General features: G+C 45.7%; 18 protein-coding genes. 1 reads left to right on the top strand and 17 read right to left on the bottom strand.

Features of this window, described 5'->3' with window-relative positions; all coding sequences use genetic code 11:
• Nucleotides 1-49: 49 nt before the first annotated feature.
• The 4 genes from FXV78_RS08740 to FXV78_RS08720 all read right to left on the bottom strand — a co-directional run bounded on the left by FXV78_RS08740 (nt 50) and on the right by FXV78_RS08720 (nt 3,900).
• On the bottom strand, nt 50-1,255 hold the full coding sequence (locus FXV78_RS08740) for a tyrosine-type recombinase/integrase (protein ID WP_004840979.1): 1,206 nt from the start codon (nt 1,253-1,255) through the stop codon (nt 50-52).
• A 148-nt stretch (nt 1,256-1,403) separates the two neighbouring features.
• On the bottom strand, nt 1,404-2,621 hold the full coding sequence (locus FXV78_RS08735) for a tyrosine-type recombinase/integrase (protein ID WP_039959327.1): 1,218 nt from the start codon (nt 2,619-2,621) through the stop codon (nt 1,404-1,406).
• An 84-nt stretch (nt 2,622-2,705) separates the two neighbouring features.
• A complete protein-coding gene (locus FXV78_RS08730; RefSeq protein ID WP_002571063.1) occupies nt 2,706-2,936 on the bottom strand; it encodes a helix-turn-helix domain-containing protein in 231 nt (76 codons plus the stop codon).
• 538 nt (nt 2,937-3,474) lie between these two features.
• A complete protein-coding gene (locus tag FXV78_RS08720; protein ID WP_004840986.1) occupies nt 3,475-3,900 on the bottom strand; it encodes an RNA polymerase sigma factor in 426 nt (141 codons plus the stop codon).
• Between the two features lie 45 nt (nt 3,901-3,945).
• On the opposite strand from FXV78_RS08720, the gene FXV78_RS08715 reads away from it, so the two are divergent.
• Nucleotides 3,946-4,131, top strand: a complete 186-nt coding sequence (locus FXV78_RS08715) for a hypothetical protein (protein WP_004840988.1) — start codon at nt 3,946-3,948, stop codon at nt 4,129-4,131.
• A 329-nt stretch (nt 4,132-4,460) separates the two neighbouring features.
• Here FXV78_RS08715 and FXV78_RS08710 read toward each other — a convergent pair whose 3' ends face one another.
• The 13 genes from FXV78_RS08710 to FXV78_RS08655 all read right to left on the bottom strand — a co-directional run bounded on the left by FXV78_RS08710 (nt 4,461) and on the right by FXV78_RS08655 (nt 21,256).
• A complete protein-coding gene (locus tag FXV78_RS08710) occupies nt 4,461-6,425 on the bottom strand; it encodes an ABC transporter permease (RefSeq protein WP_039959328.1) in 1,965 nt (654 codons plus the stop codon).
• A 12-nt stretch (nt 6,426-6,437) separates the two neighbouring features.
• Nucleotides 6,438-8,657 (bottom strand): FtsX-like permease family protein, encoded by a 2,220-nt coding sequence (locus tag FXV78_RS08705; RefSeq protein WP_004840996.1) that lies wholly within the window; start codon nt 8,655-8,657, stop codon nt 6,438-6,440.
• Nucleotides 8,647-9,414: an ABC transporter ATP-binding protein gene (locus FXV78_RS08700; RefSeq protein WP_004840998.1), complete on the bottom strand. Its 768-nt coding sequence runs from the start codon at nt 9,412-9,414 to the stop codon at nt 8,647-8,649. The genes FXV78_RS08705 and FXV78_RS08700 overlap by 11 nt, the downstream gene beginning before the upstream one ends.
• 101 nt (nt 9,415-9,515) lie before the next feature.
• The gene (locus tag FXV78_RS08695) at nt 9,516-10,529 is read right to left on the bottom strand and encodes a sensor histidine kinase (RefSeq protein WP_004841000.1); all 1,014 of its coding nucleotides are present in this window, start codon (nt 10,527-10,529) and stop codon (nt 9,516-9,518) included.
• A complete protein-coding gene (locus FXV78_RS08690) occupies nt 10,526-11,194 on the bottom strand; it encodes a response regulator transcription factor (protein ID WP_004841001.1) in 669 nt (222 codons plus the stop codon). The genes FXV78_RS08695 and FXV78_RS08690 overlap by 4 nt, the downstream gene beginning before the upstream one ends.
• A gap of 74 nt (nt 11,195-11,268) precedes the next feature.
• Nucleotides 11,269-11,445: a hypothetical protein gene (locus tag FXV78_RS17880; RefSeq protein ID WP_002578900.1), complete on the bottom strand. Its 177-nt coding sequence runs from the start codon at nt 11,443-11,445 to the stop codon at nt 11,269-11,271.
• 25 nt (nt 11,446-11,470) lie between these two features.
• Nucleotides 11,471-11,890: a nuclear transport factor 2 family protein gene (locus FXV78_RS08685; RefSeq protein WP_004841005.1), complete on the bottom strand. Its 420-nt coding sequence runs from the start codon at nt 11,888-11,890 to the stop codon at nt 11,471-11,473.
• Between the two features lie 12 nt (nt 11,891-11,902).
• On the bottom strand, nt 11,903-12,490 hold the full coding sequence (locus FXV78_RS08680; RefSeq protein WP_004841006.1) for a DUF2812 domain-containing protein: 588 nt from the start codon (nt 12,488-12,490) through the stop codon (nt 11,903-11,905).
• On the bottom strand, nt 12,487-12,810 hold the full coding sequence (locus FXV78_RS08675; protein WP_004841007.1) for a PadR family transcriptional regulator: 324 nt from the start codon (nt 12,808-12,810) through the stop codon (nt 12,487-12,489). The genes FXV78_RS08680 and FXV78_RS08675 overlap by 4 nt, the downstream gene beginning before the upstream one ends.
• Nucleotides 12,811-12,942: 132 nt before the next feature.
• On the bottom strand, nt 12,943-15,327 hold the full coding sequence (locus tag FXV78_RS08670; RefSeq protein ID WP_039959329.1) for an ABC transporter permease: 2,385 nt from the start codon (nt 15,325-15,327) through the stop codon (nt 12,943-12,945).
• Between the two features lie 77 nt (nt 15,328-15,404).
• Entirely contained in the window at nt 15,405-17,789 is a 2,385-nt protein-coding gene (locus FXV78_RS08665) for an ABC transporter permease (RefSeq protein WP_004841010.1), read from the bottom strand.
• 14 nt (nt 17,790-17,803) lie between these two features.
• On the bottom strand, nt 17,804-18,469 hold the full coding sequence (locus FXV78_RS08660; protein WP_003501940.1) for an ABC transporter ATP-binding protein: 666 nt from the start codon (nt 18,467-18,469) through the stop codon (nt 17,804-17,806).
• Nucleotides 18,470-18,598: 129 nt separating this feature from the next.
• The gene (locus FXV78_RS08655; protein WP_004841011.1) at nt 18,599-21,256 is read right to left on the bottom strand and encodes an ABC transporter permease; all 2,658 of its coding nucleotides are present in this window, start codon (nt 21,254-21,256) and stop codon (nt 18,599-18,601) included.
• Nucleotides 21,257-21,344: the final 88 nt, after the last annotated feature.

Here is a 21,344-nt window from a genome sequence, read left to right as displayed (position 1 = left end):
GACAATTCCTGTTTAAAACTTGATATGCCAAACTGGCATTTCAAATATATTATTTATCCTGTATAAACGCCTGATTCACTACATCAAAAAGTTCTTCAGGTTTATTGTACTTTACCTTTGCGTAGATGTCCATAGTTGTTTTGCTGTTTTCATGTCCGGCAAGGTATTGTACTGTCTTTGGATCGACACCCGCGTAAAGAAGATTGGTGATGTAAGTGTGCCGCAGCTGATGGGGCGTCACATCGAAGTCCAGCGTATATTTGATTTTGGGTTGATTCTTTTGGGTCATGCCCAGCGTTGGAGTAACCGTATATTTGATACTCTCCCCATTTACATACTTATAATAGTTCCGGGGCTTAGTAGAGCGGACAACTACATACTGCCACACTCTTTGAAACTGCGAAGCAGCCAGCGGTTCCCCTTTGCTATCTGCAATCACATAATCTGATATGGAGTTTTCTTTCGCTTCTCTCAGACACTCTACCAAACACTTTGGTATCGGAATATCCCTTTTTGCCGCCGGAGTTTTTAGCACCGTAGAAATCACGGGTCTGTTATGCTCTGTACGCCATGCCCGCCTCACCGATAGATAAGGTGTATCCTCGTCCAGAAATACACAATCCCATTGCAGTGCAAGAATTTCTTCCCTGCGCAGACCGGAATACAAACCGAGCATAATAAACAAATATGGAGGCAGTCCCTTGACGGTATCCAGAAGCACGGCTACCTGCTGATCTGTCAATGCCTCCTTCTTTTTTGTTGGTTTTCCACCTTTACCGGATATTCCTGCACAGGGGTTGTGTTCAAGGAGTTGGTTTCTCTCTGCCGTATAAAAAATGCACTTGAGCAGCATATTGACCTTATTGTATAAGCCTTCCGATTTCTTTGACAATGGAACAAGCGCCAGCCGAATATCGTCAGCGGTCACTTCTTCCATATACATCTCTCCCAGAGGTTTTATGATATAGTTTGTCATATCCCTCGTATAACCTCTGAGTGTAGACGCAGACACCTTTGCCGACTGCATCAGCAGCCACTTCTCTCCATACTCGGCTACTGTCGGGTGCTGCCGGTGAAAGATAATTTCTTCCACCTGCTTCCGGGCCTCTAACTGCTTCTCATACAATTCTTCACAAGTAGCAGCATACAAACTCAATTCTTTGCCATCTGCATCCGTAATCCTGGTTCTGTAATACTGGATTCCTTTCAATGTAATGGTCCCATACTTCGGGATCTGTGTTTTCTTTTTTGCCATCTTTGATCGTCCTTTCTTGATAATGTGTAGTCTCCGTATCTACACTCTCTTTTTATCAGAAAGCCTCGATTTAATCAAAGATACGGCTGATGTAAAACAAAGAGCGAGACATCCTTGCCTCGCTCCTGCTTTACTTCCTATTTTATTATTACTGTGCTGTGTCCCAGCTTGCAAACGCGCAACTCATTGATCTGACCAGTTCATCCGGCCTGTTATACTTAACCTTTGCATAGATGTCCATGGTAATCTTGCTGCTTTCATGGCCTGCCAGGTATTGAACCGTTTTGGGATCTACCGACGCATGAATAAGATTGGTGATGTAAGTATGCCGCAGCTGATGGGGTGTTACCTCAAAGTCCAGACTGTAAACCACTTTTCCGTTATGAGCAGCCTTTTCTCCCAAGACAGGTGTGACAGTATGCTTTACTCTTTTTCCATCTTCATACCGGTAATAGCTCCGTTCCTTGACCGTTCTCGTAACAATATACTGCCACAGCCGCTTAAACTGCGTATAGGACAATGGATCGCCATCCCGGTTTGAAACTACATACTCCGAAGTCGAGGCTTCCTTTGCTGATTTCAAGCATTCAGCCAAACAAACAGGAAGGGGGATATTTCTCTCCGCAGCCTTGGTTTTCAATTCATCTGAGATCACCGGTCTGTTGTGTTCTGTGTGCCATGCCCGCCTTACCGTCAGATATGGAGTATCCGTATCCAGATATACTGAATCCCATTGCAGAGCAAGAATTTCTTCCCGGCGCAGCCCTGCATATAAACCAATCATGACAAAGACATAAGGCGGCAAATCTCGGATAGCATCCAAAAGGCGCTCTGCCTGTTCATCTGTCAAAGCCTGACGCTCCTCTTGAGGAACACCGCCACCTTTTGTTGTCAGATAAATCGTTGGGTTATGGTCAATGATCCTGCTTTCCATCGCTGCTCGAAAGATAGACTTGTAAAGGATCACCACAGATTTATAAACCGATGCGGATTTCTTGGAAACCGGAACAAGGGCAAGCTGAATATCATCCAGGCTAACCTCTCCCATCCGTTTATCTCCCAATTCCGCTATAATATGCCGCCTGACCTTTGAGGTGTAATCCGTCAAAGTAGTAGCTCGTACATGAACCGACTGCATCAGCAGCCACTTTTCACAATACTCTGCAACTGTGGGCGTTTTCCGATGAAAAGTGGCATTCTCAATCTGTTCCAATGCAAGCGTTTCTTTGTTATATAGTTCTTCAGGTGTTTTTGCGTAGAGAGCTACGAGCTTTCCATTCGCATCTTTGATTCTGGTCCTATAATATAGGACACCTCTTTTCATGACTGTGCCATATTGAGGAAGTATTATTTTTCTATTTGCCAATTCCTCCACCTCCTAAGAATAATCTCCAGCGCTGTACCTTTGTTTTATCAGACCTCTCTGATTCCATCAAGGATACGGACCGGCTCACGATCTTCCACTTCGAGGTTTACGGTAAGTTGTGCTTCTCTCAACTGGTTTTGCTCTGTGCGTGCATTTTGCGATATACTCCTGGAGACCTGCCGCAGTAAAATACACACAGCCATTCTGAACATACTGCACATAAGAGATCAAGCCGTTGTTACGGGCAGCATCCAGCGTTGCGATGCTGATTCCTAAGATTTCAGCAGCTTCTTTTCGTGTAATGAGCTTTTCCATAGACTATATTCCCTCCAATCTGTCAAGGTTATCATCGTGCTTTCAAAATCACATGAATACGCTGGCAGCCGAAACTGCCAGCGCATGGTATCTGATTTTGAATAGAAAGCGGCCACCCAAAAGAGCAGTCGCTTCCTATTTTAATATGACTTAATTCTCGTCACATTTGCCACGCAACCCTGACGATGGGAACATAGCAGGTCTCCGCTGGCGCGGTTGTCATAACTCCGCAGCGTCGTTTTACTCGTGCGCCGCAGGGTTCCCCCCAAGTCTTTAGGAGGCCGTGAGGAAGTATCTTTAAGCCCCCGTGCAGTCCTCGCGCCGGATCTGCCACCATCCGTTTTGTGAAATCGTAGATCGCTCCGAAACAGCTCTGTTCATCACCTCCCTGGGCTGCTCCATCTTCGCGGCGTTCCACACTCGCTCGTACACGGGTTATGTACCTGTTATGCTGTCTATGAAATTGTCAAAGTGCTGTTGAAGGGGGAAAACTTGTCCTTCTAATAGTAATGAAAAAAAGAGCAAGATTTTCGCTATGCTAATCAAACTTTTTCAAATTTTTAGCCAGCCATTTCAAACCGCGTTGGATGCTGTCATACACTCTACTGAGATCAACGCCTTCTGTCTTGGCAATTTCTTTAACTGTCATACCCAGATAAAACCGAGCATAAATCCTCTTTGCCTGCTTCTCCGGTAAGGCCATCACCGCAGAATAGAGCTGTTCTCGAAGCTGCTTTTCCTCCATGAGCATTTCTGGCGTCGGCGGCTGATACACTACCTGTTTCTCTATACCATTATCACAGTCCAGAGAATAGTACGCTTTGTAGTTATACATCTGGCGCTGGCGTGCAGCTTCTGCTCGCTTATCTGTCAGGAATACTTCTTGTACTTCACTGCTTACTTCTATAAAAACATCCGTTTTGTATATATCAGGATACAACTCCCTAAGATTGACTTTCTTCATTATGTACCTCCATTTCGATTCATGGGCGATTAGCGAGTGAATCGAATGGAGGTGGTGATCGGCAGCGACATACTTCGGGGGCTTTCCCGAAAAACCGATACCAAAAAGCGCCAGCTCCCCACAATTGGAAACTGGCGCAACAAAAATACCTACTATTTTGCTGATTTAGATGGAATGATAATACTGATTGATAGTCATACCTCCCCGGAGGAGGGACAAGACTTTTTTTAATTGATGAAGCTCATGGGTGCTATGAATGACGATAATTGCCATGGCGGTATCCTCCTGTGTACCGCCCTCTTAATCGCATGAGCATCGTTGGAAAAACAAAAAGAAACGGCGGCTCTGATTTCTCAAAGCCGCCACTTCATAGGTGCATAGAAATATGTCTGCTGTACGACGGCTTTTTTTCTTTTGCCATCGTTCGGCAGATTTAATCACATTTTCTATCTTACTTTTAATTCTATGATAAAAACCAAATGTTGCAGAAATCTCCTAATCGCTTTCTTTTTCAGCAAGAAAACAGGCTGAATTGCTTCATTTTTGTAGCAATTCAATTTTTATCTCATTTCCGGTCGAAGAATAACCCGTTTGAATAAGAACATTGTTGCACCAAAATAGGTCAGGTAGATTGCACAGAATAGCAGAATCGTCACCAGACCATAAAGAGGTACAAGTCCCTGCTGCAAGATTGCCTCTCCGAAAAAGAACTGTGCCCCTGCTATCAGCAAAATCGTCAGCAAAAGAGGGAATAGCAGTGGGATCAAAAAGACTGTGGACAGTTCCCTGCGAATCAGGGAAGCCTGCCTGTGGCCCGGTACACCCAAACGGTCAATGACTGCATAATTCTTCTGGTTTTTGTCTATGGCAGAAAGCTGCTCAAATGCAAGAACCGAGCAGGATAGGATGATAAAAATAATGCTTAAATACAATCCGCAGAACGAAATAGCTGTAAATCCAGTCAGCGAATTGGCAACACCCCACGCCTTTACTGTAACACCCATCGTTACTTTTTCCGGGAGCTGTTGACCGGACTGCAATTCCGGCTGCCATTTCCCACTGTTCAGGAATTGCTTCAAGTCGCTTTTCAATTCCGGGTATCCGCCATCTTCCAGTTTCATCGCCAGACGGATTTTTTCTCCGACTAATTGTGAAGTTGCTTCATCCGGCAGAACAAGTACATATCCCTTCGTTCCGGCCATTTGATACTGCTCCATCGGCTCCGTCAGGATTGGTGTCTCTGCAATAGTCAAGGTTCGACCATTTAATGTGATCTCCGGCTGCTGCTTCAAGCCCTGCCGGATTCCGTCCATATAGTTCCATGTATCACAATGAACCAAAAATTCGTTGTTGCCCATGACAACAGGAGAAAGCCCCAGGATTTCACGCAGATGGTTATAGTCGGACAAGGACAAGGCTTCAATCGGTTTTTCAGGAACCGCATACAGATAATAGCTCACAGAATCCTCGACTCCACAATGCTCCTCTGTAAAGGAAACGATGGAATCCATGTTGGATTTTTCTAAAGGTGCATCAATCGCCACGCCTGCATCATAGGGATAATAGGCTTTCATGTTGGCTTTGTAGCCTGCTCCCATTGTAAGCCCCACAAACATGGTTGCCAGGGATATGGTTAAAAGAATCGCCACCACAGCCATTGTCCGGCCAGCAGAATGGATGCGCCGCCCAATCTGCCCCAGGAAGAACAGATTTTCTTCTTTGTACTTATGGCGCAGATTTTGTTTTGCAAATCGGTGCAGCAAAAGCGGAATCTGGCGATGCAGCTCGTAAACACCCACCAGAATGAGCAGGCAGGCTCCGCCAAGGTACAAAAATGCTTCATTGGTTTGTGTCTGAAGCATCCGCCCAAGCAAAATCACGCCTGCAACCATTGCAGCGATTGAGAGCAATACTACCAAAAGACTATGGCGGAATGATTTGAAACGGTATTCTTCATTCTTGCGGTTATCATACAGCAGATCGATTACTTTCTGATGCCGGATAATCTTTGCTGCTCGGAGCATCCCAAAACCATACATCAAGGCAAAAAACAAAAATGTTACTGCCCATGCCTGGAGAGAAAAGGAAACCTGATAGGTATGCGGCACCTCAAAGATATTTTTTACCACCTGATTCAGCAAACCGGAAAGCCCTGTGCCAACCAAAGAACCAAGCAGAAAGGCCCCAGTGCCGATGATACTGTTTTCAGCAAGGAACAAATTCCGTACTGTCTTTGATTCCATGCCAATCAATTCGTAGGTTGCAAACTCCTTTTTCCGTCGTCCCAGCATAAAGCGGATCGCATAACCGATCACAAACGAGGACATAAAAGCAACCAGAGCTGACATAAGCAGAATTCCAGTAGTCAGCATCGACATATTTTCTGCCATAGCAAGAACATCTGATGAAAAGCCCAATGCCAAAAATGAGTACATCAATGCCGCAGTCAAGGTAAGCGTCACAAAGTAAATGATATAATCCCGCAGGCTTCTGCGAATATTTTGAATTGCTAACTTCCAGTACATCATCACACCCCCTCAATCTGAATTGGATGTGGATTTGCTGAATAATATCCATGTGCTGATATAATAGCAAACCAAAAGCAAAATAAGTACAGCGACCGTAATGCCCACTTGCAGGAGCAATTTATCAAATCCAATATAAGAAGCGATCTCATTTGAGACAGATTGAATAAAATAAGCTACCACAACGAAGGATACAATAACCGCTACTGTAATCGGTAAACCAAACCACACTCTAAGCTGTTTTCGCATCAATTTCTTTATATCGGATTCCTCTGTCCCCAATTTACGCAAAACTCCAAAACGATATTTATATTTTCCTGCATCTAAGAGTTGCTGCAAAGAAAGTATTGTGAGGCACATTACCATTAAAACCACAGCGCCATAAATCATCGCTGTCTTTAGAATGAAGTTCATACCCTTTGTTTCATTGATTTGCAGCGTACTCAATCGAATGGAATACCCAACACCCTTTTCCGAAAGTTCTGGATAGACCTTTATAAACCTGTTTTCTAAGGCCGCTGCATCTGAGTAGGAAAGTTCTTTTGATGTCTGGATATAACGGTTCCGCTTGACAGAAAGAAGGTTTTGACAAACACTATCTGGAAATACATATACAACTTGTGTATAGGAATTGTATAAGGTTTCGCCCATTGCCTCTTGATAACTGGCCTGTTCAGAAAGCGTTAACCTTCCTACATCGGTATCTACCACTGCATGACTGCGTATAAATTCTTCTTGTTCATCCGTTGTTGCAGTTGTATGCCATTGGGTCGTAAACTCATTTTCTTCAAGCGTAATAGCCTCATATCCCAGCATTTCCCTGATAGCATTATAATCGCTAAGAGAAATAGCAACCACAGGAAATTCATGTTTTACACGGTCATGAAAATCTTCACAATTTGGAAGATAAAGGCTAAAGGCACAGTCTGCGATTACCGCAATTCCTTCTTCCGTCAAAAAATCTGTGACCGCTTCATAATCGCCTGTTGGCAAATCCTTTTTTTCGTACACATCATTATATCGGGAATTGATCTGAACATCATACATGGAGCGACTATCCAAATACCCCGTACTCCATTCTGTCAGTACTGGTGCGATAATGAACATAAGAATGGCTATTGTCAGCGTAATGCAAATCAAGGTCATTGTTTTTGTCGTTGTTGTGAGCTTGGATATGATCTGTCCAAAGAAAAACAGGTTATTACCTTGATACCTGTGTGCAGGGGATTTGCTTTTCCATGCAACAATCGCGCTGCTGGACAGATAAATAATTCCGCATATCAAAAAAAGTAAATCTGCAACAACGAACAGCAAATATTGATTGATCGTACCAGCGCCCAGAGTTAGATAATACTTGCTTTCAAAAACCGGTACGAGAGCTGCAAGTACAGTATTTGGAACTGTGCAGGCTAAGAGACCGATAAGCAAAGTTTGCAATGTCCATACTTTCTTTTTGAGTAGCCAAACGAACGACCACAGCAGGGTGAGCGCCGGAAAAATGATATTTCCCCAAAACAAGATGTGGAGAGGAAAAGCAAATCGTGGATCAAAGAAAAAGATCATCTTTTGAATCCCTGTTTCCAACATCCATATAGAAAGCACCAAGTAGATCACAAGGATTGTCTGTATAAACCGGTTCTTCTTCAAATCAGGTTCATTTTGTCTGTCCGCAGACAGCATATCAATAATCTTGATCTTACGAATAGTACGGACATTGAACAGTCCAACCACGAAAAAACTGATTGTGAAAAAGCCGACTGTCCAAAGAACGGTATCGGGGAACAGTGTCCATGTCAGCTCATAACTATGACCATAGGAAGCGAGCAGCATAGCGGACATAAATTGCGAACACAACACACCAAGAGCAATACCAAGAGCAATAGATATAGCCCCCATCAAAAAAGTTTCTGCAAAAAAGAGCCAGCCGATTGTTTTTTGCTCCATCCCCATAATAGATTGTACGGCAAATTCCTTTTGCTTGCGCCGCAGCATATAGCTGTTTACATAGCGTATCAGGAACAATAACAACAGCGTGATCGCACAGACCGCCAATTTGATACCATCACTAAACGCTGTAATTTCATAAGCAGTTCCAATATCTGGCTGGTAGTAGCTGCTCGATATAGATAGAAACGCATAAAACAAAGTAACGCAGATCGTCAAGGTAACAATATAGATTAGATAGTCCTTTGCAGAGCGTTTCGCATTTCTAAAAATCAATTTAGCGTACATCGCTCATGCCCCCTCCCATCATGGTGAGGACATCCAGGATTTTTTCAAAGAAAGTCCTGCGGGAATCACCACCCTTACGGATTTCCATAAAGATTGCCCCGTCCCTCATAAAGAGAATACGATTGGCATAGCTTGCCGAGAAAGCATCGTGTGTCACCATCAGGATCGTGGCTCCGAGATCTTCGTTGATACTCTGGATCGTCGAGAGCAGCATCTGGGACGAGTGACTGTCTAACGCACCGGTGGGTTCATCCGCCAAAATCAGCTTAGGCTGGTTGATAATGGCTCTGGCACAGGCGCACCGCTGCTTCTGGCCGCCGGACACCTGATAGGGGTACTTATCCAGAATATCCGTGATATTCAGCTTTCCGGCCATTTCCCGCACCCGCCCATCAATCTCGCCTGCGGGAACCTTGTTGATGGTCAGCGCCAGGGCTATGTTTTCCGAAATGGTCAGCGTGTCCAGCAGGTTAAAATCCTGGAACACAAATCCAAGATTTTCCCGGCGAAACCGGGCAATTTGTTTTTCATTGATTTCCGTCACATCGGTTCCATCCAGATAGATATGTCCCGCACTGACGGTATCAATGGTGGAAATACAGTTGAGCAGGGTGGTCTTGCCGGAACCGGATGCTCCCATGATTCCTACAAATTCTCCCTCTTGAACGGAAAAGCTGATGTCCTGAATTGCTTTTGTAACATTCCCGCCATTTCCGTAATATTTTTGGATATGATCCAGTTTCAAAATTTCTTTCATTGTTATCACCTCTGATCTCTATTGTAAAATAAGAGCGGCTTCGTTTGTATCAAGTTTTCTTACAAAGTTCTAACAAAAATGTAAGAAGTGCAGAACGCTTTTCAGTCCTGCACTTCATGAATCAGACAGTTGATGTGAAAAGAAAGGGAAACGGCTGTGCCATGTTCCGACGATTCCGCCGCAATGCCAATGCCCAGCTTTTCACAAAGCCGTTTGCACAGATACAGACCAATTCCTGTGGATTGCTGAATCTTGCGACCGTTCTGGCCTGTAAATCCCTTTTCAAAAATACGGGGCAGATCGGACGCAGCAATTCCGATTCCATTATCCTCCACGACAAGGACAACCTGATCCTGCCGTTTATGGGTGGAAATGCGGAGAACCGGCTGTTCCGTACGATACTTGACCGCATTGGCAATCAGTTGATTTAGGATAAAACGCACCCACTTTTCATCTGAATAAACCGTATCCTGCATTTCCTCCACTTCCAGACGCATACCACTTTGGAGCAGCAGATATTTATTATCTGCAATCGCCCCATGCACCACTTGGGACAGCGCCATTTCCCGTACAGAATAATCTTTCTCTGTATGTTCGCTGCGGGCGTAATAAAGAGCCTGTTCGGTAAAGCGGTTGGTCTTTTCCAGCTCCAGCAGAAGTTCTTTTGTCCAGTCCATCCGATGATTTTCACATAGGAGTTTCATGGCAGTAATGGGCGTTTTGATTTCGTGAATCCATTGTTCAATGTATTCCTTGTACTCCAGGCGTTCCCGCTCGATCTCTCCAATCTGCTCCAACATGGATTTTCCGGCCATTTTCAAAAGCTGATAGTAAACCTGGTCCTCGGCCTGTTCTGGTAGCTCCATCACTTCGGAAATGAGGTATCTTTCGGAAAGCTGCTCCGCCATATCCAGAAGTTTTTTCATCTGCCGTTTCCGTTTCCAGTAAGTGAGGATAAGTCCCATCAGCAAAATCAATGCCCATACGATCAGGATCAATACTACTGCGGAAACCGAATTGCCGCACACCAGCAGAAATACAGTGAGCGCAGCCATACAAACAAGGTTTGTCAGCAGAAATGGCAGCCTGTTTTTCCAATATCGTCTGCTGTTCATATCGTGTACCCCTGTCGGTGCTTTGTCTTGATAAAATCCGTCAAACCAATGCTCGCCAATTTTTCCCGTATGCGGTTAATATTGACACTCAAAGCATTATCATCCACATACAACTGATTGTCCCACAAATACTCAACAATATCTCCGCGAGAACAGATTTTTCCTCCGTTCTTGAAAAGGTAATAGAGAATTTTCAATTCGTTCTTGGTAAGCTCTACGCTCTGTCCATGATAGTCCAGACTGCTGGATTCCAGATGCAGCACTGTATCTCCATAGACGATCTGTTCCCTTTGCTGTGCGGGATAGGCTTTCTTCAGCAGAGAAGCAATTTTCGCAAGCAGGATCGCTGTGTTATAGGGCTTCGTAATAAAAGCGTCTCCGCCCAGCATGATGCTATTCAGTTCGTCCATATCCGTGTTGCAGCTTGTCACAAAGATGATTGGCACTTCAGAAAATGTGCGAACCTCGGTGCAGAGAGAAAAGCCACTGGTTCCCGGCAGTTTGATGTCCAGCAAAATCAAATGTGGCTGTTCAGCTTTGATACGGTCGATCGCATCAGAAAAATTCTCCGGAGCCACCGTTTCATAGCCGTTGCTTTGCAGCAGCGTTTTCAATTCATTCCGTATCAACGGATCATCTTCTATTATCAATATTTTTTCTTTCATATCAGCCTCCGTAAAAAATGCGATATGCAGTTGCTCATTCTCCCATTGATATTCGAATAAGTCAAGTATATATGTTAAAGCAAACTACCCTTTAACCCTTTTTTGAAAACCAGTACAGCTCTTTCGGTTCCCCAAAAAGACATCGTAACAAGTCGATAGCTTTCCTTTTCCATTTCTTCTATTTTTGCATTGATTTTCTCTGTTACATTTTCCACGGTAATTCCTTCTACTAATTCTGTCCGATACATCATATTTTTACCTCCATAAGCACTCAATTCAAAACCAATTCGCTTTTTCTGCTTTGAATTGAGGGGTATCGCCTTCCTGGTATGGATTATAGGTATTGCGATTACACCCAAATTCTTTTAATGCCTTTATTTTATTGTCCTCTGTCCATTCAACCAAAGAAATGCCGTCAAATTCCTCTATACTTCCATTGTTCATTTCATTTTTGAAATACCACTCTACAATCGTTTGATCTCCCTTATGAAAAAATTGCTTGATTTCCCAAATAACTACCTTGCCACGGGTATTCCATTCCTGAAACCAATGCTTTACTGTTTTTCGGTTGTTATACTGGGGACTCCAGCTTTCTGTATAGATTACATCTTCTGTAAAAATATCATCAATGCCCATATCCTGCTGATTGAGCCACATATCAAACCATAGTCGGATTGTTTTTTCTCGTTCATTCATGATATGAACACCTCACCATTCTTTTGTCTTACCTTCGCGTTTGTTCTGCATAACCTGGGTTTGATATACGAGAACAGGAATCAGAGAAACCAAGGCAAGCACACCAAAAACTACCGAACATTTTGCAACCGCAAATATTGCGAACATAAGCAGGATCAGCAGCCACGGATTACGCAGATTTCTGTAATAGTTTTCCTTGTCCTCATAAGAAGTATGAAGTTCAAATGGCTTACCGTCATTATCTTTTTCTACAATCAACAATTCCCGATTAAAGGTGGTGACATTTGTTGCTATGCGTCCGCCTTTTTCAGCCCATGGCCGTAGGCGTACTTTACCAACAGAGTAGTTCAGGTTGATGTTTTTATAAAATACTTTGTAACCCATCCCCTCTAAAAACTCATGATAATCGGACGCGTTGGCTTTCGATTTTTGCCCGATAAACTCCACGCAGTATTTTACCTGATCCGGTTTACACGCCTCAAATTCATACAACATTTTTTCCGTCCGAATCAGACGATAGCCCTTTTCAGACATTTTATTCAACCAATGTTCCTGGGCAGTCAACAAACCGCCAAAGAAACGATAACACTTTTTGCTCATACTGCACCTCCAATAATTCCATTGGCCACTCCTACAAGTTCATTGAGCCTTATAAGTTCCTTTTCTGCAATTTCTTTTCCTTGTGTTGTGATGAGATATTCTTTTTTCCGTCCCGCACTATCTCCAAAAGGTGCAATCCAGCCTTTTTCCTGCAACGAGTTCAACGCACCATATAAAGTACCTGCCCCCAGCGTGAGCCGCCCTTTTGTACTATCTTCAATAAATTGCATGACAGCATATCCATGTTTCGGGGTATAAAGGGAGAGCAAAATAAAGAATGTCACCTCTGTGAGCGCACCACCTTTCGCATTGTCTCGCATAACACCTGCCTCCTTATTACGGTTACTGTAATAAATATATCACTAACCGTAATAGAAGTCAATAACGATCCAAAATATAACAGCAAACTTAAAAAGCGGGGCAGCACACGCCGCCCCGCCGATCCTATATGCTTATTCCATCGCTCGCATTTCTTCCACAAGCGATTGATTTTTCTGCCTGCGCATTGTCCAGAAGGACAGAATAACCTCCAGACCAAACAGCACCAGAACGAACAGACCCATTTGCAGGAAGGGGAAGGAATATGGCATGATGACTCCATGGAAAGTCATTTCACTGAATTTCCGGGCAGCAATCACTGCAATCGGGAGGCCCGCTGCCAGGGTTGCCAATGCAGCAAAAAACGCATAGCAGATCCCTTCATAAATGGTCATTTGACAAAGCTGTTTTCTGGTCAGACCGATGGCGCGAAAGACGCTGTTTTCCCTCTTTCTGGACATCTGATTGGAGAGGGTGGTGTTGATGAGATTGACCACGCCAAAGAGGAATACCAGCCAGGACAGTGCCTGAAGCCCTCCAAAAACGACCCTGTTTTCCATTTCCTCATAATCCTTATGTATCCCAATGGTGTCCAGTGCAAGGTCGGGATCAGAAGAAATGATCGCGCTCAGACTGTTTTCAATCTGCTCTGCCTTTTGGGGATCACTGACAATGCTCCAAGAATAATCAAAGCAATCGATCATGGGCATTGCTTCCTGAAACAGCTCTTTGGTTGCAACCATGCAGGTGCTGTCCAATGCCAGAGGACCATGACCATTTTTAAGCCCGTCGTTTAGGAACAGACCGGAAACAGTGACAGGAATCTCTTGATCCCCTATGGTAAGTTTTATAACTGACCCCACATCTACACCAATCATATCTTCTGCATATTCCATATCCAGTGCAATACTATGGGAATCTTGAGGTAAAGTTCCGGACACAAGCGCCGCTTCCATCTGATCCCTGTTTCTATCACTCAACAGATCGCACATTCCGCCGGAAGAACTCTCCTCATTCTCAAACCGCACATGAACCGCCTGACGATTCTCGATCACATCTGTCACGCCGTCCACAGCCAGCACCTCCTGCCGAAGCGCTTCATTCAAAGGATTTCCCTCCGACATTACCTCATATTCTGTTTTTTCAGAGTTCATATAGATTTTATAATCCCCATCCGGGAAAAACTGCCTTGCGATCCGCTCCGGCGAACGAACCAGAAGAACAGAGGCTGTCACCAAAAGGATTATCCCGCCCAGACTCAGGGAAGCCACGATACTGATGGTCTTTTTACGGTCACGCCTGAAATTTGCAATTCCCATGGAGAGGGGATTTAACCGCATATTCTTCTTATGGGTGTGGGCCTTTCCGCTCTGACTGCCGGTAAAGCGGACCGCTTCAATCGGAGAGATACCGGCGGCAATCTTTACCGGTCTGCGGATCGCAATGGATACCATAAACCTGCCAAGCAGCGCAGTCAAAACAACCGCAGCAGCATAAAACGGCAGATGAAACCCACGGGAAAACAGCGCAAACCCGGCTGCACATCCCAGCAAAATACCGATTCCGATACCAGCCCATCCTAAGAAACGGCCTTCCTTTTTGACAATACTCCGGATCTGCTTTGGCGTTGTGCCGATGGTCCGCAGCTGTCCATAGCTTTGGATTTTGTCATTGATCGAGATTCGGAAGATACTTTGTATCACAACATACCCTCCGATGATGACCAGGACTGCGATTCCGGCAACCAGCGCAAGCATACTGACATTCACCGGCTGCTTATAGAATTTCATATAGCTGAGGTTCATGACCGGCATTTCCAGCTGATATTCCTTGGCAATCTCCCGGCTACGGGCAGTCAGCTCTGTTTCATCCATCTGCTGCTCATTCTTAAAATGCACATAGGCACGATAATCAGCGGGGTCGTAGCCGCTCCATCCCTTCAGGGCTTCTTTGGAAAGAAGGATGGATGTGCCATTTACCTCTTTTTCCTTATAGCCTTCCATAATGCCAGTCACCGTGTATTCTCCGTGAAAGCTCTCGCTGCTTAGCATAACCTTTTCACCTATCCCGGCGTCTGCACCATAGTTGGAAAGGAAATAACGGCTCACCACCACCTCATCCTCCTTTTGGGGCAGTCGGCCTTCCAGCAACCTCATCTGGTCACGGGCAATATACATCGTTTCCTCATCACAATAAATATAGGAGGCATTGTATCCCTGCTCCGCAGGTTCCACAGCCAGCATATAATACTCTCCTACCCTTGAGAAGTCATCCAGCCCCTTCAGGGTGGACACATCTTCTTCGGTAATCCTGGTATAGACCGCCTCATAGGTATCCTCCACATGATTTTTCTCTATCTGCCGGGTAGACAAAGCCATCACAATCGAAAAACAAATCAGACAGGATGCCAGCGCAACGGCGATCACCACCATGAGATTCCGACGCTTCTCACTTTTCAAACTTTTTCTTGCCAGTTTCCTGACAATATTTCCTGTATCATTCTCAAATGGTACTGTCATTTTGATCATCTCCTTTAAGTCTTATATTCCTGCTGTCAACAAAGCGGCGGCTTCATATCGGAAGCCGCCGCCTCTGGTTAGTCCATGGTCTTGATCCGCTCCACAAGGGAAAGCCGTTTAGAGTAACGGACAGCAACCACAGAGAAGATTCCGGTCACGACCAAAAGTGCCAGAACAAAAACAACCGTTTCCATCAAAGGGAATTGATAGGACAGTTCCCCGAAAATATTAAAGCTGCTGATCACATAGTCAAAAATCCAGCCCAGGATTCCGCCAATGCCAACTGACAAAAATACCGTAACCCCTGCGTACCACAGGCATTCTGCGATCAGCATACGGGAAACCTGCTTTCCGGTCATTCCCACAGACTGCAAAATCCCAAGCTCCTGCTGCCTTGCCAGCAGATTGGTCATCAGGGTGTTGACCAGATTTACCATGGAGAACACAAACAGGAATGCCAGCAGCAGATAAACACCGCGGGTCATCATCTTTAGCTGCGATTCCAGGGATGCCGCATGGTCTGCTCTGGAAAAGACCGTCAGCACCGGATTTTCCAGCAGGCTGAAAATAGACGCCCTGAGCGCATCCGAGTCCTCCGATGTATGGACATTCCAAACAGCCTCCCTGTTCTCAATGTCCGGGTAGAGCTGATCGGCCAGTTCTTCTGTAAGGGTAAACAGTCCCCATGCGCCGGTGCCCGATGTCACTGACGGTTTCGCAATCCCCATGACCGTTACTTCTATGGCCTTACCGTCCATGGATTCAAAGGTCAGCACATCCCCGACAGCAGGCGTATAGCCATAAAACATACTTAAAAGATGATCTTCCGAATCAGTCACGACCACACCGTTGTTTGCGGCAAGCTCCTCATAATCTGCGCTGCCCTGTTCCAGATTTTCCTCCGGCAACCACTGTTCCATCTGCTCTCTGTCAAATACAGGGAACTTTAATGCAACACTTTCCTGAGGAAATTTCACCGTTGCGGATGTTACTTCATGGCTGGTGATAGATTCCACACCATCTATGGCAAGAAGCTCCTGACGAAGTTCTTCTGTCAATGGATTTTCCCGTGCGATGGCAGGCAATCCTTCCGCGCCTCCCGAATCCATCCAGCTGACCTCATAGTTACAGTGATCTCCCATGGCTTCTATCGCCATCTTTTCGGGACTGATGGAGTTAAGTACCGTAGCGGCTGTTACCAAAAACACACCCGTCAATCCCAAAGATACCAGGGTGATGACCGTCTTTTTCCTGCTCCGCCTAAAGTTCATCTGTGCCATAGAGAACGGCGTAATGCGGTGGTTTTTCTGATCTTTCCGGTCTGTTGCCGTTTCATAACCACTGGAGCGGACCGCTTCGATTGGGGATACCCTCGCCGCCATGCGGACAGGCGCATGAATGGACAGAAATACCGTCAGGGCGCAGGCTGCTGCGGTCGCAGCCAGATAAGGCAGATTGCCCATCCAGCTCCAATGTGCCGGGAAAATAGCAAACCCGATACCCCCTCCAACCAAAAGCCCCAGCGGGATACCGCAAAGAGATAACAGCAATCCCTCCCGCCGCACGATCCGCCGGATCTGTTTTGGTGTTGTGCCGATCACTTTCAAGCGTCCATATTCCCGCATTTTGCCCTTTACGGAAATGAAAAAGATACTGTAAATGACCACGGCACAGGCAACCAGCAAAAGGATTGCCACGGGAATGTAATATTTCATCACGCCGGACTTAAAGCCCTGCATATCGAAATAGTTGGAACTGTAAAAAATCTGATCCTCTGAGACATCGTTGGCAGAAAGGAATGCTGCAATATCCGCCTTGAGCTGCTCCAGTTCCATACTATCAGCACCAGTATAACGAAGCCGAAATTCAAACAGCGGCTCTCCCTGCGCCATCTCCTCCACAAATGCTTCAGATACATAAAGCTGGAACATACGGGAGTCATTCTCCACATCCATGATACCGCTGACGGTATAGGTCTGCTTTCCGTTTCCAAGATTCACTTCTATGGTCTGCCCGACTTCTGCGGGGATTTCAAAATAATCAAGAAAGGCCCGTTCTACCAGAATTTCATTGGCAGCCTGCGGAAGTGTCCCAGTAAAGGAAGGCTTCTTACCCAATTCCATCCAGTTGGCATCCGCATACTCCACAGTCAGAACGCTGTCACCATAGCGGGCGGAACCATAATTCTGAGAAAGGCCCCAGCGTTCCACTTCCGGGCAGGCTTTCAGTTTTTCAATCGTATCACGGTCACAATGTACCACAACCGCCTGATACTGTCCCCGAATGTCCGCCTCCAGTTTTCTGTCACTTCCCGCTCCTGCGCAGAAAATCGCTGCCATCAGGGCAGCCGCCAGAGCAATCGTTACAATCACAAACAGGTTGCGCCGCTTGTCTGTCTGAATACTCCTTACCGCCAGTCTTTTAATAACCGGCCCTGTATCATTTTCAAAAGGCAATGTCATGTCTGCCACCTCCTTTATCCAACGATTTTGCCATCCTCAATCCGCACGATACGGTCTGCAAGCTGGGCAATGGCATCATTATGTGTGATCATCACCAGCGTCTGGTTAAATTCACGGCTTGTTCTCTGCAAAAGCCCCAGCACATCGGCGCTGGTCCTGCTGTCCAGGTTTCCGGTGGGTTCATCGGCAAGGACGATAGCGGGCTTTGACACCAAAGCGCGGGCGATAGCCACACGCTGCTGCTGGCCACCGGAGAGGTTGTTTGGCATATTCTTCAGCTTATCCTCCAGTCCCAGCATGGACACCACATCCGCCATGAATTTCTGATCCACCGTATCCCCATCCAGTTCCACGGGCAAAACGATGTTCTCATGAACATTTAGGATCGGCACCAGATTATAGTTCTGGAAAATAAAGCCGATATTGCGGCGGCGGAAGATGGTAAGCTGCTCATCGTTCATCTTCGCCAGCTCCTTATCCCGCACCATCACGCTGCCGGAAGTGGGGGTATCCAGGCCGCCCATCATGTGAAGCAGGGTGGACTTACCGGAGCCGGAAGTGCCGACCACCGCCACAAATTCGCCTTCCTCCACAGAGAAGTTCACGCCATCCAGGGCGCGGGTAATGTTCGGCTCTGTGCCGTAGTATTTTTTAAGATCAGTTGTCTGCAAAATTTTCATAACAGTTACCTGCCTTTCTTAATTTGTTGAGTATAGGGTAAAGGGCAAATGTTGCAGAATTGTCCTAAATGGCATGAAAATCTATGGTGAATTGCTTCAATTTTAGGACAATTCATTTTGCAGTAAGACTCACACATTTTCATCCTTTAAGACTTCTACAATAATATCCCTGCGGATTCTTCTGGAAGCCGCCCTGTAAATCCCACTGATGACCACTAACACCAGGACAATATAGGCTGCCAGCCCTAATAACGGAAATACCTGAATGAACTCCATGAAAGTCACATCCTGCATCCACATCAAAACTGCGGCGATCAAAAACAGGATCGGCAATCCAATGACCAAAGGCTTTCCTCCAAGGAAGAACCCTTCTATATGCAGTAAACGGTCAAGACCTTTTCTATCCAACCCCACAGAACGCAGCATGGCAAATTCCTTTCTTCTCTGATACAGACTGTTCAGAATCGCCACTGCTGCCGATGAGATTCCAATGATACCAAATAGTGCAGTCAAACTGTAAACGATCAGCATGGTCGCATCGGTCAGCCGCTCTCTGTCCAAAGCGCGCTGAGTCTTGCTGGAGGTATAGAAATCACTCGTCCCCAGATAAGTACCACAGATATGCTCTGCCTGCGCCTGTACTTCGGCATCCAGCCCATCTTCCACGAGAAGATTCATGTAAGTTCTGTAATTGTAAACCGCACGATCCTCTCCGAAATTCTGGATAATCTCATAGTATTGATCCATCGGCACCAGAATGGGCAATGTATAAAAGGCCATATTACGCCCAATCTCCGGCATTTCAGAAAGTGCAGATGACACCGTCACATCAAAACGGTAATCCCCCTGAATGGAGTCCAGGAACTTCTCTGTTACTTCTAAAGACTGACCTTCTTTGAGTTTTAGATATGGAACCATATCTTTTTTGGCTTCATAACCTCTGGAGTCAGGATTTTTCACAACAGAATTGACAATGAGCGCAGCACCCTGTTCAGAATAAGGCACCCCTGACTGCATGAGATAATTTTCATAGGCGTCCTGTTCCAGACCGATCAATACACATGGGATACGGTAGCGACCATCGCGCTTTGCTACATACTCACCAGCCGCTTTTGTGCCAAATCCTCCAGAGGAAAGAAATTCTTCCGACAGCTCACTTTCTGAAACCCAGAGCGCACAATTCGCCATCGTATAGGTGGCCTGTTCTTCTATATGAGGCAGCTGCTTCAATTCATCCATAAGCGCTGGCTCTATTTTCTGACCAGATTCCATGGTAAGATTGACATTAAAGTGGCTGTCCTGTTCTGCTTTTGTATTGTTAATATCTGAAACGGAAAAAACAGCCAGAAAACTGAACATCAAAAGCATACACAGACTCAGCGTTACCGTACAGGTACGAAACAGCCTCTTATTAGCTGTCATGGAGTTTGCAGAAATATTTCCAAGGAATCCAAAGCACTTTTTCAGAATCGGATGCTTTGCTGATTTTTTCAAAGAAGGATTGTTCCAGCTTTCTTTGACCGCTTCAATCGGGCGAAGTTTTCCCATCTGCCGGGCAGGACCAGAAGCAGCCAGGCGAACCGTCAGGAACGAGAGAATCACGGAAACCACTGCGACCCACGGCGAAAAGGAAGCTGTTATCCGGCTCCCTGTCACTTCCTGTGTCAGGTCAGAGTATGCTGCCAATACGCCATAGGAAAAAAGGTATCCAAGTCCCACAGAAACCAGAATGGGAAGCACAGACAGCCAGCGCGCCTCATATACGATCATCATGCGGATCTGCCTAGGCGTCATTCCAATGGATTTTAAGATTCCCAGCTCCTTTACCTTGCGTTTCGCAGAAATAGAAAAAGCGCCCCGAATGATATAGGCAAATACCGCCATAGATGCTGCCATGGCCAAACCCAGCGCAAGCGCAAGTTTGGGAAGGTCACTGCTTAGGAAATGTCCCGGCGCATAAATTCCATACATCCCAAGCAGGGCTGTGTGGTAACGGAAGGGATAGTCACCAAATTCATCCAGCTGCAAGCCAATGTCCTCTGCTATCTGCGGGATGATTTCATAGACTTTTCGCGGCTGTGTCACTTGAAGATAAGCAACGATCCCCGTGTCCTCCGATAATGTGGCAGTGTCCAGCCACCCATACGCAGGGTAGCCATTGTATGCGCTGGAAACAGTCATATCAATCTCACCAACGATGGTGTACTGCATTTTTTCTGTTTTCACAAATTCTTCCCCGCTTTGAATGGGGGAAAGAAAATCCACAGTTGTAGTTCCAATCCTTCGTTCGCCCAAATCCAGGTTCAGCCGGTCTCCAATCTCAACAGATGGATTCTGCTCAAAAAAGCTTTTTCCAACCACAATCTCTCCCAGCGCCTGGGGAACCCGTCCGCGCAGGATCAGATTCTTTTCCCGCATACCGCCCCAATAGGCTCCATCACAGTTTTGGATCAAAAGATAGGGCAGGCCGGATGCAGTCGGCAATAAGGCGGTCTGATTATCTCCTTTTACCATGATGCTCTGGATATTTTCGTTATTCCGAATCAAATCCAGCTGGCCGGCATGAATCTCCAAAAGCTGTGCATCCCAATCACCGTAGGCTGCAATCTCCTGCTGCACACTTTGATTCCAATAGCTTTGGACGAATGTGCATAACGAACACAAAAAAGTTGATGCGATCAATATGGCTACCATGATAGAAATGGATGTACGCCGGTTTGCTTTCATATTCTGTTTCGCCAGCCGCTTTACAATCCGGCTGGTATCATTTTCAAATGGTAATGTCATAGTCCTTCACTCCTTTCGCTATCATCCTAACCCCCAAATGTTGCAGAAATATCCCAAAGGCTCAACAGTTTAAGGGTGAATTGCTTCA

Origin of the sequence: Mediterraneibacter gnavus ATCC 29149, assembly GCF_008121495.1 — a bacterium.
GTDB classification, from domain to species: Bacteria; Bacillota; Clostridia; order Lachnospirales; family Lachnospiraceae; genus Mediterraneibacter; species Mediterraneibacter gnavus.
The sequence above is the reverse complement of the archived record's forward strand: the minus strand, read 5'-3'. Positions and strand labels throughout refer to the sequence as shown.

Excerpts from the sequence above, each read along its gene's own strand:
- FXV78_RS08690 (WP_004841001.1), bottom strand. The coding sequence starts at position 11,194 with ATGAAAGAAAAAATATTGATAATAGAAGATGATCCGTTGATACGGAAT.
- FXV78_RS08660 (WP_003501940.1), bottom strand. The coding sequence starts at position 18,469 with ATGAAAATTTTGCAGACAACTGATCTTAAAAAATACTACGGCACAGAG.
- FXV78_RS08700 (WP_004840998.1), bottom strand. The coding sequence starts at position 9,414 with ATGAAAGAAATTTTGAAACTGGATCATATCCAAAAATATTACGGAAAT.
- FXV78_RS08665 (WP_004841010.1), bottom strand. The coding sequence starts at position 17,789 with ATGACATTGCCTTTTGAAAATGATACAGGGCCGGTTATTAAAAGACTG.
- FXV78_RS08685 (WP_004841005.1), bottom strand. The coding sequence starts at position 11,890 with ATGAATGAACGAGAAAAAACAATCCGACTATGGTTTGATATGTGGCTC.
- FXV78_RS08675 (WP_004841007.1), bottom strand. The coding sequence starts at position 12,810 with ATGCGAGACAATGCGAAAGGTGGTGCGCTCACAGAGGTGACATTCTTT.
- FXV78_RS08655 (WP_004841011.1), bottom strand. The coding sequence starts at position 21,256 with ATGACATTACCATTTGAAAATGATACCAGCCGGATTGTAAAGCGGCTG.
- FXV78_RS08680 (WP_004841006.1), bottom strand. The coding sequence starts at position 12,490 with ATGAGCAAAAAGTGTTATCGTTTCTTTGGCGGTTTGTTGACTGCCCAG.
- FXV78_RS08695 (WP_004841000.1), bottom strand. The coding sequence starts at position 10,529 with ATGAACAGCAGACGATATTGGAAAAACAGGCTGCCATTTCTGCTGACA.
- FXV78_RS08715 (WP_004840988.1), top strand. The coding sequence starts at position 3,946 with ATGGAGGTGGTGATCGGCAGCGACATACTTCGGGGGCTTTCCCGAAAA.
- FXV78_RS17880 (WP_002578900.1), bottom strand. The coding sequence starts at position 11,445 with ATGATGTATCGGACAGAATTAGTAGAAGGAATTACCGTGGAAAATGTA.
- FXV78_RS08740 (WP_004840979.1), bottom strand. The coding sequence starts at position 1,255 with ATGGCAAAAAAGAAAACACAGATCCCGAAGTATGGGACCATTACATTG.
- FXV78_RS08710 (WP_039959328.1), bottom strand. The coding sequence starts at position 6,425 with ATGTACTGGAAGTTAGCAATTCAAAATATTCGCAGAAGCCTGCGGGAT.
- FXV78_RS08720 (WP_004840986.1), bottom strand. The coding sequence starts at position 3,900 with ATGAAGAAAGTCAATCTTAGGGAGTTGTATCCTGATATATACAAAACG.
- FXV78_RS08705 (WP_004840996.1), bottom strand. The coding sequence starts at position 8,657 with ATGTACGCTAAATTGATTTTTAGAAATGCGAAACGCTCTGCAAAGGAC.
- FXV78_RS08730 (WP_002571063.1), bottom strand. The coding sequence starts at position 2,936 with ATGGAAAAGCTCATTACACGAAAAGAAGCTGCTGAAATCTTAGGAATC.
- FXV78_RS08670 (WP_039959329.1), bottom strand. The coding sequence starts at position 15,327 with ATGACAGTACCATTTGAGAATGATACAGGAAATATTGTCAGGAAACTG.